This window comes from Rhizobium sp. BT03 (assembly GCF_030053155.1).
GTDB lineage: Bacteria > Pseudomonadota > Alphaproteobacteria > Rhizobiales > Rhizobiaceae > Rhizobium.
In genome coordinates, this window is sequence record NZ_CP125640.1 from 2,897,720 (window position 1) to 2,912,672 (window position 14,953).

General features: G+C 62.8%; 19 protein-coding genes. 6 read left to right on the forward strand and 13 right to left on the reverse strand.

Going from position 1 to position 14,953, the window contains the following annotated elements:
• Positions 1-70: 70 nt before the first annotated feature.
• The 9 genes from QMO80_RS14150 to ffh form a co-directional block, all read right to left on the reverse strand.
• The gene (locus QMO80_RS14150; RefSeq protein WP_283200257.1) at positions 71-256 is read right to left on the reverse strand and encodes a hypothetical protein; all 186 of its coding nucleotides are present in this window, start codon (positions 254-256) and stop codon (positions 71-73) included.
• Positions 257-269: 13 nt separating this feature from the next.
• On the reverse strand, positions 270-1,082 hold the full coding sequence (locus QMO80_RS14155; protein ID WP_283197142.1) for an amino acid ABC transporter permease: 813 nt from the start codon (positions 1,080-1,082) through the stop codon (positions 270-272).
• Between the two features lie 16 nt (positions 1,083-1,098).
• Positions 1,099-1,896 (reverse strand): basic amino acid ABC transporter substrate-binding protein, encoded by a 798-nt coding sequence (locus QMO80_RS14160; RefSeq protein ID WP_283197143.1) that lies wholly within the window; start codon positions 1,894-1,896, stop codon positions 1,099-1,101.
• Between the two features lie 165 nt (positions 1,897-2,061).
• A complete protein-coding gene (gene rplS / locus QMO80_RS14165; RefSeq protein ID WP_283197144.1) occupies positions 2,062-2,604 on the reverse strand; it encodes a 50S ribosomal protein L19 in 543 nt (180 codons plus the stop codon).
• A gap of 212 nt (positions 2,605-2,816) precedes the next feature.
• Positions 2,817-3,518 carry a tRNA (guanosine(37)-N1)-methyltransferase TrmD gene (gene trmD / locus QMO80_RS14170; protein WP_283197145.1) on the reverse strand — a complete coding sequence of 234 codons (702 nt, stop codon included), beginning with the start codon at positions 3,516-3,518 and terminating at the stop codon, positions 2,817-2,819.
• Complete coding sequence (gene rimM / locus QMO80_RS14175; protein WP_049733506.1) at positions 3,518-4,087, reverse strand: ribosome maturation factor RimM; 570 nt, start codon at positions 4,085-4,087, stop codon at positions 3,518-3,520. Before rimM ends, trmD begins: the two co-directional genes overlap by 1 nt.
• A gap of 115 nt (positions 4,088-4,202) precedes the next feature.
• Complete coding sequence (gene rpsP / locus QMO80_RS14180) at positions 4,203-4,574, reverse strand: 30S ribosomal protein S16 (RefSeq protein WP_283197146.1); 372 nt, start codon at positions 4,572-4,574, stop codon at positions 4,203-4,205.
• A 45-nt stretch (positions 4,575-4,619) separates the two neighbouring features.
• Complete coding sequence (locus QMO80_RS14185) at positions 4,620-4,940, reverse strand: chorismate mutase (protein ID WP_003543666.1); 321 nt, start codon at positions 4,938-4,940, stop codon at positions 4,620-4,622.
• Between the two features lie 16 nt (positions 4,941-4,956).
• A complete protein-coding gene (gene ffh / locus QMO80_RS14190) occupies positions 4,957-6,540 on the reverse strand; it encodes a signal recognition particle protein (protein WP_283197147.1) in 1,584 nt (527 codons plus the stop codon).
• Positions 6,541-6,961: 421 nt separating this feature from the next.
• Between ffh and QMO80_RS14195 the strand changes: the two genes are divergently transcribed.
• The 6 genes from QMO80_RS14195 to QMO80_RS14220 all read left to right on the forward strand — a co-directional run bounded on the left by QMO80_RS14195 (position 6,962) and on the right by QMO80_RS14220 (position 12,369).
• Entirely contained in the window at positions 6,962-7,165 is a 204-nt protein-coding gene (locus QMO80_RS14195; protein ID WP_041683802.1) for a hypothetical protein, read from the forward strand.
• Between the two features lie 110 nt (positions 7,166-7,275).
• Entirely contained in the window at positions 7,276-8,181 is a 906-nt protein-coding gene (gene dapF / locus QMO80_RS14200) for a diaminopimelate epimerase (protein ID WP_283197148.1), read from the forward strand.
• Positions 8,178-9,452 carry a tRNA (N(6)-L-threonylcarbamoyladenosine(37)-C(2))-methylthiotransferase MtaB gene (mtaB, locus tag QMO80_RS14205; RefSeq protein WP_283197149.1) on the forward strand — a complete coding sequence of 425 codons (1,275 nt, stop codon included), beginning with the start codon at positions 8,178-8,180 and terminating at the stop codon, positions 9,450-9,452. The genes dapF and mtaB overlap by 4 nt, the downstream gene beginning before the upstream one ends.
• A 17-nt stretch (positions 9,453-9,469) precedes the next feature.
• Positions 9,470-11,062: a signal recognition particle-docking protein FtsY gene (gene ftsY, locus QMO80_RS14210; protein WP_283197150.1), complete on the forward strand. Its 1,593-nt coding sequence runs from the start codon at positions 9,470-9,472 to the stop codon at positions 11,060-11,062.
• Between the two features lie 78 nt (positions 11,063-11,140).
• Entirely contained in the window at positions 11,141-11,785 is a 645-nt protein-coding gene (locus QMO80_RS14215) for a septation protein A (protein ID WP_283197151.1), read from the forward strand.
• Positions 11,782-12,369: a DUF2585 domain-containing protein gene (locus QMO80_RS14220; protein WP_283197152.1), complete on the forward strand. Its 588-nt coding sequence runs from the start codon at positions 11,782-11,784 to the stop codon at positions 12,367-12,369. Before QMO80_RS14215 ends, QMO80_RS14220 begins: the two co-directional genes overlap by 4 nt.
• A gap of 166 nt (positions 12,370-12,535) precedes the next feature.
• Here QMO80_RS14220 and QMO80_RS14225 read toward each other — a convergent pair whose 3' ends face one another.
• Genes QMO80_RS14225 through ccmB form a run of 4 tightly spaced genes read right to left on the reverse strand, consistent with a single transcriptional unit; the run spans position 12,536 to position 14,780 of the window.
• The gene (locus QMO80_RS14225) at positions 12,536-13,144 is read right to left on the reverse strand and encodes a DsbE family thiol:disulfide interchange protein (protein WP_283197153.1); all 609 of its coding nucleotides are present in this window, start codon (positions 13,142-13,144) and stop codon (positions 12,536-12,538) included.
• Positions 13,141-13,308 (reverse strand): heme exporter protein CcmD, encoded by a 168-nt coding sequence (ccmD, locus tag QMO80_RS14230; RefSeq protein ID WP_283197154.1) that lies wholly within the window; start codon positions 13,306-13,308, stop codon positions 13,141-13,143. Before ccmD ends, QMO80_RS14225 begins: the two co-directional genes overlap by 4 nt.
• Positions 13,305-14,072, reverse strand: coding sequence for a heme ABC transporter permease (locus tag QMO80_RS14235; RefSeq protein WP_283197155.1), 768 nt, complete (start codon positions 14,070-14,072; stop codon positions 13,305-13,307). The genes ccmD and QMO80_RS14235 overlap by 4 nt, the downstream gene beginning before the upstream one ends.
• Positions 14,073-14,120: 48 nt before the next feature.
• A complete protein-coding gene (gene ccmB / locus QMO80_RS14240) occupies positions 14,121-14,780 on the reverse strand; it encodes a heme exporter protein CcmB (RefSeq protein WP_283197156.1) in 660 nt (219 codons plus the stop codon).
• Positions 14,781-14,953: the final 173 nt, after the last annotated feature.

Sequence of the window (14,953 nt, forward strand, 5' to 3'; positions counted from 1 at the left end):
TAAGTCCGTTTTTGGATGCTTTTGGGAAATCGAGTAAAAAGCGGATCAAGCTCCGCCGGCCGTCATTCGATCAACGAAGTCGGCTGTTGAGCGCGCCGGACACGCATGCAAAGAACCGCGCCGGCAGGCGATAATGGTCCTGCAGCACGAAAATATGCGCGCCTGTGCATCTGAACTTGGATTCCATCGCCTGCATATACCGATTTTTCGCGGCGGCTTCAATTTGAATCATCAAGACCGCATTCGCGGGTGTCATGGCTTTCGATCATTCACCGCGACTTCATCCATTTCTCCGTCCGCCGCAGCGCCAGCGACAGGCCGATCGTCAGGATCAGGTAGATGTAGGTGACGATCGAATAGGTCTCGAAGAAGCGGAAGGAGCCGGCGGCATAGACCTTGCCCATCTGGGTGATGTCGGCGACGCCGAGCACGGAGACGAGCGATGAATCCTTGACCATCGAGACGAAATCGTTGGAGAGCGGCGGGAAGATCACCCGGATCGCCTGCGGGAAGACGACGGAGCGGAAGCGCCGGTAGCGGGAAAGGCCGAGTGCCTTGGCCGCCTCGATCTGGCCGAGATCGACCGATTGGAAACCGGCCCGGAAGATCTCGGCGATGAAGGACGAATAACCGATCGTCAGCGCGATGATCGCCCGCCACATCAGCGAGAGGTCGCGCACCAGGATGGGCTCGGCCATGCCTGAACTCACCAGCGGTGAAATCAGAAAATTATAGGCGGCAACCAGAGCCGGGGCGCCGACGAAGGCGACGTAGAACAGGAGCACGAGGATCGGGATGCCGCGGATGATCTCGATGTAGAAGCGTGCGATCTGGCGCAGCGCCCGGCTGTCGGCCATGCCGAGCAGGCAGATGCCGAGGCCGAGCACGGTGGCGAGCACGAAGGCGACCAGCGTGACGAAGACGGTGATGCCGACGCCGTTGACGACGGTGCGGAAAACCTGGGCATAGATATCGTTGGTGACGATGATGGCGGCAAGGACGATGCCGATCGCGACGAGCGCGACCAGCCACGAGGGATAGTCGTCCTTGACGTGTCTGTCGGGAGATGGTCGCAAAGCCATCAGCAATGGCTCGGCGTCATTCGCCCATCTTATAGTCGAGGAACCACTTCTTGTTCAGCGCATCCAGTGTGCCGTCGGCCTTGAGGGCTGAAATGGCGGCATTGACGGGCGCGACGAGATCGGAACCCTTCGGGAAGATGAAGCCGAAATCTTCGGTGCCGAGCGGCTCGCCGATCAGCTTCAGGGCGCCATTCGAGGCGTCGACATAACCCTTGCCGGCGGTGCCGTCGGTCAGCACCACATCGACGTCGCCGGCCTTCAGCGCCTGGACGGTGGCGCCGAAGGTTTCGAAGAGCTTGATGCGCGGGTTCTGCTCATTGCCGTCGAGCACTTCATAGACAGCGGTGTAGAAGGGCGTGGTGCCGGGCTGGGCGCCGACCAGGCCATCCTTGAACGCGGCGAAGGACTTGGCGTCGGTGAAACGCTTCTCGTCGCCGCGCACCAGCATGAACTGCTGCGAGCGCATATAGGGGTCGGAGAAATCCACCTTCTGTTTGCGGTCTTCCTTGATGGTGATGCCGGTCATGCCGATGTTGTACTGGCCGTCGGAAACCGCCTGGATCATCGCGTCCCAGCTGGTATTCTGATATTCGACCTTGAAATTCAGCCGCTTGGCGATCTCGTTCATCGCATCATATTCCCAGCCGATCGGCTTGCCGGATTTCGGGTCGACGAACTGCAGCGGCGGATAGGCATTCTCGGTGACGACGACGACGCTCTTGCCGCCGAGATCCGGCAGTTCGGCTGCCAATGCGGCCAAGGGTGCGAGCGCAAGGGCGGCGAAGCTCGCAAGGACAGTACGACGAAACAGCATGGAACGGCTCTCCGGGATTGAACGGCGAAAATTGTCACGGAAGACCTGCCGAAGGCAAGGCCGCCGGCTGCGTGCCCAAGGAAAAAAGAGAAAAGGCGACCCGAAGGCCGCCTTTCCAAGCAAAAGAATTTTGCTCCAAGCAAAGATTTTTGCGGGGCGCAGATCTTATTCTGCAGCCGGTTCCGCTGCTGCGGCGGCTGCTGCTTCAGCAGCGGCCTTGGCTTCGGCTGCTTCTGCTGCTGCCTTCTCGGCGGCGAGCGCCTGAGCGGCTGCAATCTTTTCAGCTTCGATGCGTGCCTTTTCCTCGGCGATCGCGGCGCGCTCGGCGTCGTTGAGCTTGCGGGCGCGCACGCCGGTGTCTTCAACGATACGGGCAGACTTGCCGCGACGATCACGGAGGTAATAGAGCTTGGCGCGACGGACCTTACCGCGGCGAACGACGTCGACGCTTTCGATCATCGGCGAGTAGACCGGGAATACGCGCTCGACGCCTTCGCCGTAGGAGATCTTGCGGACCGTGAAGTTTTCCTGCAGGCCGCCGCCGGAGCGGGCGATGCAGACGCCTTCATAGGCCTGAACGCGGGTACGGTTGCCTTCCGTGACCTTCACGTTGACGCGGACGGTATCGCCCGGGGAAAATTCGGGAAGCGTGCGCTTGGCTTCGATCTTGGCGGCCTGTTCGGCCTCAAGCTGCTGAATGATGTTCATCGTCTTAACCTTTGGTTCTTCTGAAACAGCCAGAGCGCTCGACACTGATCCTTTGGAACTGGCCTCAGGACTTTGCCCTTCAGGGCGGGAGCGGGTTCGCCATTCTTTGTTTGCTGGCAGACGGGGATAACCCCATTTCCGCGTGCGCCAATACACGAAAGGCCGGGGCTTGTCATCCCTCGCACGACATTTTTGTGAAGGGGAGGGTGGAATCAGCCGTTTTTCTTAGGTTCAGCCTTTTCCAGGAGATCCGGCCGCCGCTCCCGCGTCAGCCGCACCGCCTCCTGGTGCCGCCATTTCTCGATGGCGCCGTGATTGCCGGAGGTGAGGATAGCGGGAATTTCCCGGCCTTCCCAGGCCTGCGGCCTGGTATAATGAGGATGTTCCAGCAGCCCGCCTTCGAAGCTTTCGTGCAGGCCGGAAAGATCGTTGCCCATGACGCCGGGCAGGATGCGGATGATCGCGTCGAGCACGATCAGCGCCGCCGGCTCGCCGCCTGACAGAACGTAGTCGCCGATCGAAACCTCTTCCAGGCCGCGCGCCTCGATCACTCGCTGATCGACGCCCTCGAAGCGGCCGCAGACGATGATGACGCCGTCGCCTGAAGCAAGCGCGCGCACGCGCTCCTGCGTCAGCGGCCGGCCGCGCGGGCTCATCAGCAGGCGCGGGCGGGTATCGTTCTCAGCGGTGCTGTCGATCGCACGGGCGAGAACGTCGGGTTTCAGCACCATGCCGGCGCCGCCGCCGGCCGGAGTGTCATCGACCGTGCGGTGCTTGTCGGTGGCGAAATCGCGGATCTGCACCGCATCCAGCGACCATTGCCCACGCTCCATCGCCTTGCCGGCGAGCGAAAAGCCCAGATGTCCCGGAAACATTTCCGGATAGAGTGTCAGCACGCTCGCCCGGAAAGCCATCACTTCTTCTTTTTCGGCTTGTCCGCGGTGAATTTCGAAAGCTCTTCGGGATCGTCGACCAAGCCTGCCGCCAGCGGGTCGATCAGCAGCGTGCCGGCCTCGAGATCGATCTCCAGCACCGAGGCTTCGGAGAAGGGGATCAGCACCGGCCGTTTGCCCGGACCTTTGAGTTCCAGCAAATCGCCGGCGCCGAAATCGAAGACGCCGGTGACGGTGCCATAGCTGGCACCCTTGTCGTCGCGTGCTTCCAGGCCTTCGAGATCGGCATAGTAGAACTCGTCATCTTCAAGCTCCTCGTCCGGCAGGTTGTCGCGCTCGATATAGAGTTCGAGCCCGTTCAGCGCTTCGGCGGCATTGCGGTCGTTGACGCCGCGGAAACGGACGACGACGACATTCTTCGTCTCGCGGATTTCGAGGACTTCGAAGCTGCGGCCGTCCATGCTGTGCAGGTGGCCGTAGTCGCCAAGGGCGCTCGGATCGGCCGTGTAGGCCTTGGCACGCACCTCGCCCCGGAGGCCTTGCGCGCCGCCGATCGTCGCCATCAGAACGGGGTTTTCAAGCTTTGTCATGGGTTCCTTCATGTGAAGCCGAAAGACTGGTTTCTCATAAACGAAGTGCGGGTAATTGGAAACGAAAACGGGCGGCATGTCGCCATGCCGCCCGCTCAATTGGGGAAGGTCCCGATTATTCGGCGGCGTCGGCAGCAGCGGCGGCGGCGTCAGCGATCTTCTGAGCCTTTTCGGCGGCGCGTTCCTGAGCGCGCTTGCCCGGCTTTGCCTTGATCGGGTTGTTCTTGGCTTCGCGCTTGGCAACGCCGGCTTCATTGAGGAAGCGCAGAACGCGGTCGGTCGGCTGGGCGCCGTTTTCGATCCAGTGCTTGATGCGCTCGGCGTTCAGCTGAACGCGCTTCTCGTCGTCCTTGGCGAGCATCGGGTTCCAGGAACCGAGGTTTTCGAGGAAGCGGCCGTCACGCGGGCTGCGCGCATCGGCGAGAACGACGTGGTAATACGGGCGCTTCTTGGAGCCACCGCGGGCGAGACGAATTTTCAGTGCCATGTTCTTTACTCCTTAGGCTTTTCTTTGGTCGCCTGATCAGGCGGGTTATCGGGCTGCGGCGCTCTGTTCAGCGTGGTCCGCAGCGATCTGCTCATGATGCCGGATGACTTCCTTGATGACGAAGTTCAGGAACTTCTCGGCGAAATCCGGGTCCAGATTGGCGGCTTTCGCCAGCTGGCGAAGGCGTTCGATCTGGTATTCCTCGCGCGCCGGATCGGCCGGCGGCAGATTGTATTTGGCCTTCAGCACGCCGACCTCTTTGGTGCAGCGGAAGCGTTCGGCCAGCATGTGCACGAGCGCGGCGTCGATATTGTCGATCGACTGACGATAGCTCGCGAGCTGGGCTTTGACGTTTGGATCAATCATGGGGCAAGCGATCCTTTCACTTCTTCTTCGGCAAGCCGGGCAATCCCGGGAAACCACCGCCCAGGCCCGGCAGCTTGGCGCCGCCGAGGCCAGGCAAACCACCCGGCATACCACCGAGACCGGGCATACCCCCACCCGGCTTTCCAAGTCCCGCCGCTTCGGCCTGCTTCTGCAAGGCTTCGAGCTGCCGGGGATCGATATTCGAGAGATCGGGCATGCCGCCGCCCATACCGCCTAAGCCGCCAAGCCCCATCTTGCCGGCAAGGCCACCCATCATCTGCTTCATCATGCCGCCTTTGCCTTTGCCGCCCATCATCTTCATCATGTCGGCCATCTGGCGATGCATCTTCAGAAGCTTGTTGATGGCGGCGGCATCGGTGCCGGAGCCGGCGGCGATGCGCTTCTTGCGCGAATGCTTGAGCAGGTCGGGATTGGCGCGCTCGGCCTTGGTCATCGACTGGATGATGGCGATCTGGCGACCGAAAAGCCTGTCGTCGAGGCCGGCCGCGGCCATCTTGTCCTTCATGCCGGCCATGCCGGGCATCATCCCCATGATGCCGCCCATGCCGCCCATCTTCTGCATCTGGCGCAGCTGATCGGCGAGATCGTTGAGGTCGAACTTGCCCTTGGCCATCTTGGCGGCCATGGCGGCCGCCTTCTCGGCATCGATATTCTCGGCCGCGCGCTCGACGAGCGAGACGATGTCGCCCATGCCGAGGATGCGGTCGGCGATGCGGCGGGGATGGAACTCCTCGAGCTCGCTCATCTTCTCGCCGACGCCGATCAGCTTGATCGGCTTACCGGTGACGGCGCGCATCGAAAGGGCCGCACCGCCGCGGCCATCGCCGTCCATGCGGGTCAGCACCAGGCCGGTGATGCCGACACGGTCGTCGAAGTTGCGGGCGAGATTGACGGCGTCCTGACCGGTCAGCGAGTCGGCGACCAGCAGGATTTCATGTGGGTTCGAGCGCTTCTTGATGTCGGCCATCTCGACCATCAAGGGTTCGTCGATATGGGTGCGGCCGGCGGTGTCGAGGATGACGACGTCATGGCCGCCGAGCTTGGCCGCCTGCACGGCGCGGGCGGCGATATCGGTCGGCGACTGGCCTGAGATAATGGGCAGCGTGTCGATGCTGGCCTGGGCGCCGAGCTGGCGAAGCTGCTCCTGGGCTGCCGGGCGGCGCGTGTCGAGCGACGCCATCAGCACCTTCTTCTTGTCGCGCGTCGACAGGCGATGGGCGATCTTGGCTGACGTCGTCGTCTTGCCCGAGCCCTGCAGGCCGACCATCATGACGACGACGGGGGCGGCCGCATGCAGGTCGATGCCGACGCCTTCGCCGCCCAGCATTTCGATCAGTTCGTCATGGACGATCTTGACGACCATCTGACCGGGTTTGATCGACTTCAGGATCTCGGCGCCGACGGCCTTTTCCCGCACGCGGTCGGTGAAGGAACGCACGACGTCGAGCGCGACGTCGGCCTCCAGCAGCGCACGGCGAACCTCGCGCAGCGCTGCGGAAACATCGGCTTCCGAAAGCGCGCCACGGCCTGTCAGTCCATTCAGAATGGATCCAAGACGGTCCTGGAGGTTTTCAAACATCGGCTCTTCCTTGATACGTTTCGGGCGGGTTCGATATGCCCGGAAACGTCGTGCTTTTCCTTGACGAAAACAAGACGCAAAGCCAAAAAGCACCCGAGGGCGCATCGCGCTGTCGGGTGTTGACCTCCGGGATCTCAGGTCCCGGTCGGCGGCTCGGAGTCATGCGGCTCGTCGCGGATTGGGCGCGATAAACAGGAAAGCGGCAGGAAAGTCAAGGCGAATGCGGACAAAAGACCGCAGAGCGGGCGTTTCGGGAGACTACACGGTCCTGATGCGACCGGTTAAATTTCCCGCGGACAGTTCAAACGCCATAGAGGCCAGTTGCAAAATATTCTGCTTATGATTCTACTTTCTACTTAAGTGCATCGTGTAAAATGATTCGTGAATATCCTTGATGCCGGATGATCCGGCGGAGATACGAATGATCAATCCTGATATTGAAAGCTGGGCACTGGCACGGGCCCATCATATTGTTCTGAACGAAGGCCTTAGTCTTGCCAAAGCGGCACAGGATCTGGATCGCAAGCGGTCCCGCTCGCTGGTCTACGAGCTGAGAAAGGTCATTACCGCCGCCATCGTCGAAGCGCATGCGGCGTCTTTTGCTTCCGATGGTGTTGAGCGGTAAAGCCGGACTGTCCCTAAAGGGCGGCCGGCAGCATAGGTGCGCGGCACTCACCCACTGGTAATTCCTTCGCATTTCCGCCATATACAGCGGAAACGTGGACGGAAGATATCATGAGCGCAACGGTCGAATTCGCAAGGATGAACGGGCTTGGCAACAAGATCCTGGTCGTCGATATGCGCGGCCGGCCCGACAAGGTGACGTCCGCGGCGGCGGTGGCGCTCAATGCCGACCCGCAGACCGAGTTCGACCAGATCATGGCGATCCATGATCCGAAGGCCGACGGCACCGATGCCTTCATCGATATCCTGAATTCCGATGGTTCGAAGGCGCAGGCCTGCGGCAACGGCACGCGTTGCGTCGTGCAGGCGCTGGCCGCCGAGACCGGCCGCAAGGCCTTCACCTTCCAGACGGTCGCCGGCATCCTCAATGCCGTCGAGCACGAGGACGGGACGATCTCCGTCGATATGGGCCGGCCGGTCTTCGGTTGGCAGAAGATCCCGCTGGCGGAAGAATTTCACGATACCAGCCGCATCGAATTGCAGATCGGCCCGATCGACAATCCGGTGCTGCATTCGCCGTCAGTCATGTCGATGGGCAATCCGCATGCGATCTTCTGGGTGGACCGGGACGTGATGTCCTACGATCTCGCCCGCTTCGGGCCGCTGCTCGAAAACCATCCGATGTTTCCCGAGCGCGCCAATATCACGCTGGCGCAGGTGACCTCGCCGACATCGATGACGACGCGCACCTGGGAGCGCGGCGCGGGACTGACGCTCGCCTGCGGCTCGGCCGCCTGTTCGGCCGCCGTCAGCGCCGCGCGCACCGGCCGCACCGGCCGCAAGGTGACGATCAATGTGGCGAGCGCCAAGCCGCCGGCTGTGCTTTCGATCGAATGGCGCGAGCGCGACGATCACGTCATCATGACCGGCCCGGCCGAATGGGAATGGTCGGGCAGGCTCGATCCTTCGACCGGCCTGTGGTCACGCGACGCGGACCGGGGAGCCGAGGCGCAGTGAGCGGCATCGAGGTCATTACCTTCGGCTGCCGCCTCAACACATATGAATCCGAAGTGATGAAGGCGCAGGCTGAGAAGGCCGGGCTCAACAACGCCATCCTGGTCAACACCTGTGCCGTGACCGGCGAGGCCGTGCGCCAGGCCCGCCAGGCGATCCGCCGGGCACGGCGCGACAATCCGCATGCCCGGATCATCGTCACCGGCTGCGCGGCGCAGACTGAGAAACAGACCTTCGCTGAAATGGCGGAAGTCGATGCCGTGCTCGGCAACGAGGAGAAGCTTTCAAGCGCTTCCTATCGCAGCCTGCCGGATTTCGGCGTTTCGGCCGAGGAGAAGCTGCGCGTCAACGACATCATGAGCGTCAAGGCGACGGCGCCGCAGATGGTCAGGCATATCGACGGCCATGTGCGCGCCTTCATCCAGGTGCAGAACGGCTGCGACCACCGCTGCACCTTCTGCATCATCCCCTATGGCCGCGGCAATTCCCGCTCCGTGCCGATGGGCGCGGTCGTCGACCAGGCCCGCAAACTCGCCGACAGCGGTTATCGCGAGATCGTGCTGACCGGCGTCGACGCCACCAGCTATGGCGGTGACCTGCCGGGTACCCCGACCCTCGGGCTTCTGGCGAAGACGCTCCTGAAGCAGCTTCCCGATATCCGCCGCCTCAGGCTTTCCTCGATCGACAGCATTGAGGTCGACGCCCATCTGATGGATCTCATCGCCGACGAGCCGCGCTTCATGCCGCATCTGCATCTGTCGCTGCAGCATGGCGACGACCTGATCCTGAAGCGCATGAAGCGCCGGCATTTGCGCGCCGATGCGCTGCGTTTCATCGAGGAGGCGCGCCGCCTTCGCCCCGAAATGAGCTTCGGCGCCGATATGATCGCCGGCTTCCCGACGGAGACGGAAGAGATGTTCGGCAATGCCGTGCGGCTGGCCGAAGAGGCGGACATCGCGCATCTGCATGTCTTCCCCTACAGCCCGCGTCCCGGCACGCCCGCCGCCCGCATGCCGCAGCTCGACCGGTCGCTGGTCAAGGAGCGCGCCGCCAGGCTGCGCGCCGCTGGACATAGGCTGCATCTATCCCATCTCGACGGCATGGTCGGAACCCGGCAATGGCTGCTTGTCGAAAACAACGGCCTGGCGCATACGGAAAACTTCACGCTGGTCGCAGCACCCGGCCTTCGCCCCGGCGAACTTGTGCCGGCCACGATCACCGGCCACAATGGCAAGCACCTCGACATGCAATTGACGGCCGCCGCCGCGGCCTGACTTTTCACGGAATCCCCATGGCGCTCAGTTTCATCAAAAAGGTCTTCACCTTCGGCAAGCCGGCGGAAGAGTCTGTGCCCGATGCCGTGGTAAGGGAGCTCGAGCCGCGCTCGCGCGACGAGGATCTGCCGGTCGCGGATGATCCGGTTCTGCCCGAGGAGATGGATACGGCCGGCGGGCCGGCGGCGGATATCGACGAGGGCGTGACGGAAGTGCATGTCGCGGCAGAGGATGCGGAACCACAGATTCTGCCGGCCCCGGACCAGTTGAGCGAAATGGGCGTCGTGCCACTTTCATTGCTGGAGGCAGAGGCTGCCGCGGAGGCGGAAGCCCAGCTGATTGCGGACAGCGCTACGGAAACACCCCCCTCTGTCCCTTCGGGACATCTCCCCCACAAGGGCGGAGATCATTTGGAGCCTGATGCACCGGCTTTGATCGAAAGGACCGGGGAAGTCGCAGAAGCGCCTGTAGAGGAAATTCCACCTGAGATCGATGAGGTACCGGACACCTCTATTCAGCCGATCTCCCCCCTTGTGGGGGAGATGCCCGGCAGGGCAGAGGGGGGTATCACGCCCGCCGAGCCTTCCGAAACGGCCGTGGAGCAGCCGAAACCTGAATCGCCCATCCTCCCCAAAGGCTTCGCCACCGGCCCGGCAATCGCCGAACCGCAGCCCCTCGTCCCGCAGCCGAAACTCAGCTGGTTCCAGCGCCTGCGCAACGGTCTCGCGCGCACCTCCTCGCAGCTGACCGGCCAGATCACCGCGCTCTTTACCAAGCGCAAACTCGACGACGAGACGCTGCAGGATCTCGAAGACCTGCTGATCCAGGCCGATCTCGGCGTCGAGACCGCGTTGCGGGTCACCGATACGCTGGCGTCTGAGCGATACGGCAAGGACGTCACCGGCGAGGATGTCAGCCGGATCATGGCGTCCGAAATCGCCAAGGTTCTGAAGCCGGTCGCCAAACCGCTGCAGCTCGATCTCTCGCACAAGCCGCATGTCATCCTGGTCGTCGGCGTCAACGGCACCGGCAAGACGACGACGATCGGCAAGCTGGCGGCGAAGCTTTCCGGTGCCGGGCTGAAGGTGATGCTGGCGGCCGGCGATACATTCCGCGCGGCGGCGATCGAGCAGCTGAAGATCTGGGCTGAGCGGACGAACTCGGAATTCGTCGGCACCAAGCTTGGCGCCGATGCTGCCGGCCTTGCCTATGACGCTTTCGAACAGGCGAAAGCGAAAAAATGCGATGTGCTGATTGTCGATACCGCCGGCCGCCTGCAGAACAAGGCCGAGCTGATGGCCGAGCTCGAGAAGATCGTCCGCGTGCTCGGCAAGCTCGATCCCGATGCGCCGCACACCGTGCTGCAGACGCTCGATGCGACGACGGGGCAGAATGCGCTCAGCCAGGTCGAGATCTTCCGCAACGTTGCCGGCGTCAATGGGCTGATCATGACCAAGCTCGACGGCACGGCGCGCGGCGGCATCCTCGTCGCCATTTCCGCCAAGCATAAGCTGCCGGTCTATTTCATCGGCGTCGGTGAAGGTGTCGACGATCTGGAGCCGTTCGAGGCCGAGGATTTCGCGCATGCCATTGCCGGACTTCCCCAATGATGCCACAGATATGCCGCCGAAAGCCTGCAAGGCACGGGCGGCAACCAGAGTTTCAGGAATAGCAGGTTTGACGAACGTATGACCACCGAAAGCGATATCACCCCGACCCCGGCCGACCGGCATCATCCGTTGCTGAAGCTGGCGCTGGAACTCGGGCCGCTGATGATCTTCTTCTTCGCCAATCTGCGCGGCCAGTGGCTGGTGGAGAAATTTCCTGCGCTTTCGGAGCTCGGTGGGCCGCTGTTTGTCGCAACCGGCCTCTTCATGGCGGCGACGATCCTTTCGCTTGTGGTTTCGAAGATCGTGCTCGGCCATCTGCCGATCATGCCCTTTGTCTCCGGCATCGTCGTCGTCATCTTCGGCTCGCTGTCGATCTGGCTGCAGAACGAGACTTTCATCAAGATGAAGCCGACCATCGTCAACGCGCTCTTCGGGGTGGCGCTGCTCGGCGGGCTTGCCTTCGGCCGATCGCTGCTCGGCTACGTCTTCAACGCCGCCTTCCAGCTCGATGCCGAAGGCTGGCGCAAGCTCACCATCCGCTGGGGCATCTTCTTTCTGTTCCTCGCCGTGCTGAACGAAGTCGTCTGGCGCAATTTTTCGGACGATGCCTGGGTGGCCTTCAAGGTCTGGGGCACCATGCCGATCACCATCATCTTCACGCTGGCGCAGATGCCGCTGGTGCTCAAGCATAGCATCAACCTGGAAACGGACGGCGAAACGTGAGCGCTGCAGAGGCGGAAGATCGTGTGAGACACCAGAGCTTCTGGTTCGTCGCCTGCCTTGCGGTGCTGGTCGCCCAGATCGTCGCCGAATATCTGATGGGCCGCGTGCCGATCTGCGCCTGCGGTTATGTCAAGCTGTGGGAGGGCGGGGTCAATACCAGCGGCAATTCGCAGCATCTGTCGGACTGGTACACGCCGTCGCATATCATCCACGGCTTCCTGTTCTACGGGCTCGGCCATCTCGTCCTGCGCCGCAAACCGCTGGCGGCAAAGCTGCTGCTGGCGCTCGTCATCGAATCCGGCTGGGAACTGCTGGAAAATTCGCCGCTGATCATCGACCGTTACCGCACGGCGACGATCGCACTCGACTATTACGGCGACAGCATCCTGAATTCGGCGATGGACACCGTCTTCATGTGCCTCGGCTTCTTCTTCGCATCGCGCGCGCCGGTGGCTCTGACGGTGGCAATCGCCCTCTTCTTCGAAATTTTCACCGGCTATGTGATCCGCGATAATCTGACGCTTAATGTGGTGATGCTGATCTGGCCGGTGGAGGCGATCAAGGTCTGGCAGGGCGGGCTTTAGGGTCAAAAAAGTCCCCTCCCCAACCCCTGCCCACAAGGGGGAGGGGCTTATATGCCGCTCCCGCCGCGCTCCACTTCACCGTTTCATCCGCAGAAAGGTTGCTGCTTGGCGCAATACAGTGCGCCAAGTTAGTCCCTCCCCCTTGTGGGGAGGGGTCTTTCCCGGTTTACGAAACCGGCTTCCCGAGCGCCTTTTCCATTGCCGGAAACAGCCCTTCCTTCAGGCTGATATCGTCGAAGGGGCCGACGCGTTTGTAGAGGATCGTGCCGTCGGGGCCGACGAGGTAGCTTTCCGGGATGCCGTAGACACCCCAGTCGATCGCGGCCTTGCCGTTCGGGTCGATGCCGATCGCCTGATAGGGATTGCCGAGTTCGCCGAGGAAACGCAGGGCGTTGTCGCTCTGGTCCTTGTAGTTGATGGCGACGATGTTCAGCCGTCCGTCCTTCGCCAGTTCCTTCAACACGGGATGTTCGTCGCGGCAGGGGACGCACCAGGAGGCGAAGACGTTGACGAGGGTCAGCTTGCCCTTGATTGCCGTATCTGTCAGCGCCGGCAGATTGGCGCCCTCGAGCGGCGGCAGGTTCAGTGCCGGTGCCTTGGTGCCGATCAGGGCGGAGGGGATTTCGGTGATGTTCTTGCCGTGGAAATCCTGATCGTAGAGCATCTTTGCCGCCGTCGCCGCGATGCCGCCAAAGACGATCAGCGGCAGAAGCGCCAGCGCATAGCGGCCAAGTCCGCGCGGTTTGGCGGTCGTGGTTTCAGGCGCTTCGCTCATTCGCCGTCCTTTGCGCGCGCCGAGCGGCGGCGGATGCCGGCGGCCTCAAGGGCTGCGAGCTCCCGGCGGCGCGCCTGGCCGTCGGCCCAGGTCCACAGGGTGACGGCGACCGTTATGAGGGCTGCGAAGCCGTAGGATGCGTAGACATAGAGGGCGTGCGTCAAATCTGTTCCTCCCGGCTGGCCATGCGGGCGGCAAGACGGCGCTGGGCGGCGATGCGGCGGCGCCAGATCTCGTTCCTCATCGCCGTGATATGCAGGGTGAAGAAGAGCAGGGTGAAGGCAATCGCCATGACGAAGAGCGGCCGCAGGAATTCCGGATCGATCGCCGGGCCGTCAAGCCGCATCACGCTTGCCGACTGATGCAGCGTGTTCCACCATTCGACCGAGAACTTGATGATCGGGATGTTGACGAAACCGACGAGGATGAGCACGGCGGAAACGCGCGCAGCCTTCGACGGATCGTCGATGGCGCGGCTAAGCGCGATCAGGCCGAGATACATCAGGAAAAGCACGAAAACCGAGGTCAGCCGCGCATCCCATACCCACCAGGTGCCCCACATCGGCTTGCCCCAGAGCGAGCCGGTGACGAGGGCAAGCAGGGTGAAGGCGGCGCCAAGCGGGGCGGCGGCCTTGGCGGAGACGTCGGCCAGCGGATGCCGCCAGACCAGCGTGCCGATCGCAGAGACGCTCATGATCGTATAGCACATCATCGACAGCCAGGCCGAGGGCACGTGGACATACATGATGCGCACGGTCTCGCCCTGCTGGTAATCGCCTTCCGTGGAAAAGCTGAGATAGAGGCCGACCGCAAAACAGAGGGTGGTAATGCCGGCCAGCCACGGAATGACGCGCGCCGCCAGCGCCAGAAACCGCGTCGGGTTGGCGAGGTCGCTGAATTTGCTGATGGCAAGGCTCGTTTGGCTCATGTCCGCTTCCTTACCTTGATCCGGCTTTTCCCGCAATCGAATGGCTGGTCAATCCGCCGTGTTTCGCAGCGCCAGCGCGGCGGCGGCCGGGCCGATGACGGCGAAGAACAGCGTCAGGGCGATGAGGATGAGGAAAGGCGGCAGGAACGGGGCGGGATCCTCGACCGCGGCATAGGCGGCGCTAACGCCGAAGATCAGCACCGGGATGGTCAGCGGCAGCACCAGGATCGAGACCAGCAGGCCGCCGCGGGGCAGGGCAACGGCGACGGCGGCGCCGACGGCGCCGATGAAGGTGATCGCCGGCGATCCGACAAGAAGTGTCAGCGCGGTCGCGCCGATCGCCGTCTCGTCCATGTTCATGAAGAGGCCGAGCAGCGGTGAGGCGATGACCAAAGGCAGGCTGGTCGCCGTCCAGTGGGCGAAGCATTTGACCAGTACGGTAAGCACGAGCGGCGTGTCCTGCATCAGCATCAGGTCGAGCGATCCGTCGTCGCGCTCGGCCTGGAACAGGCGGTCGAGACCGAGAAGTGCGGCCAGCAGCGCGCCGATCCAGACGATGGCGGGGCCGATGCGGGAGAGAAGCTTGAGATCGGGACCGACGCCGAAGGGGATGACGGCGACGACCGTCAGGAAGAACAGCACCCCGATCAGCGCACCGCCGCCGGCGCGGATCGAGAGTTTGAGATCGCGGAGGAAGAGGGCGGTCATGCGGGGCGGCTCTTTGCGGTTGATGGGGCGGCACCCCCCTCTGCCCTGCCGGGCATCTCCCGCACAAGGGGGGAGATCGGCAAGATGCACCGGCTCCGCGAAATCTTGATCGTATGCCAATCGGCTCCGGACATCTGCGGTGCTTGATTAGGACAAGAGGGTGCTTCCAGCCA

Excerpts from the sequence above, each read along its gene's own strand:
- QMO80_RS14150 (WP_283200257.1), bottom strand. The coding sequence starts at position 256 with ATGACACCCGCGAATGCGGTCTTGATGATTCAAATTGAAGCCGCCGCG.
- QMO80_RS14155 (WP_283197142.1), bottom strand. The coding sequence starts at position 1,082 with ATGGCTTTGCGACCATCTCCCGACAGACACGTCAAGGACGACTATCCC.
- QMO80_RS14160 (WP_283197143.1), bottom strand. The coding sequence starts at position 1,896 with ATGCTGTTTCGTCGTACTGTCCTTGCGAGCTTCGCCGCCCTTGCGCTC.
- rplS (WP_283197144.1), bottom strand. The coding sequence starts at position 2,604 with ATGAACATCATTCAGCAGCTTGAGGCCGAACAGGCCGCCAAGATCGAA.
- trmD (WP_283197145.1), bottom strand. The coding sequence starts at position 3,518 with ATGGCTTTCCGGGCGAGCGTGCTGACACTCTATCCGGAAATGTTTCCG.
- rimM (WP_049733506.1), bottom strand. The coding sequence starts at position 4,087 with ATGACAAAGCTTGAAAACCCCGTTCTGATGGCGACGATCGGCGGCGCG.
- rpsP (WP_283197146.1), bottom strand. The coding sequence starts at position 4,574 with ATGGCACTGAAAATTCGTCTCGCCCGCGGTGGCTCCAAGAAGCGCCCG.
- QMO80_RS14185 (WP_003543666.1), bottom strand. The coding sequence starts at position 4,940 with ATGATTGATCCAAACGTCAAAGCCCAGCTCGCGAGCTATCGTCAGTCG.
- ffh (WP_283197147.1), bottom strand. The coding sequence starts at position 6,540 with ATGTTTGAAAACCTCCAGGACCGTCTTGGATCCATTCTGAATGGACTG.
- QMO80_RS14195 (WP_041683802.1), top strand. The coding sequence starts at position 6,962 with ATGATCAATCCTGATATTGAAAGCTGGGCACTGGCACGGGCCCATCAT.
- dapF (WP_283197148.1), top strand. The coding sequence starts at position 7,276 with ATGAGCGCAACGGTCGAATTCGCAAGGATGAACGGGCTTGGCAACAAG.
- ftsY (WP_283197150.1), top strand. The coding sequence starts at position 9,470 with ATGGCGCTCAGTTTCATCAAAAAGGTCTTCACCTTCGGCAAGCCGGCG.
- QMO80_RS14215 (WP_283197151.1), top strand. The coding sequence starts at position 11,141 with ATGACCACCGAAAGCGATATCACCCCGACCCCGGCCGACCGGCATCAT.
- QMO80_RS14225 (WP_283197153.1), bottom strand. The coding sequence starts at position 13,144 with ATGAGCGAAGCGCCTGAAACCACGACCGCCAAACCGCGCGGACTTGGC.
- QMO80_RS14235 (WP_283197155.1), bottom strand. The coding sequence starts at position 14,072 with ATGAGCCAAACGAGCCTTGCCATCAGCAAATTCAGCGACCTCGCCAAC.
- ccmB (WP_283197156.1), bottom strand. The coding sequence starts at position 14,780 with ATGACCGCCCTCTTCCTCCGCGATCTCAAACTCTCGATCCGCGCCGGC.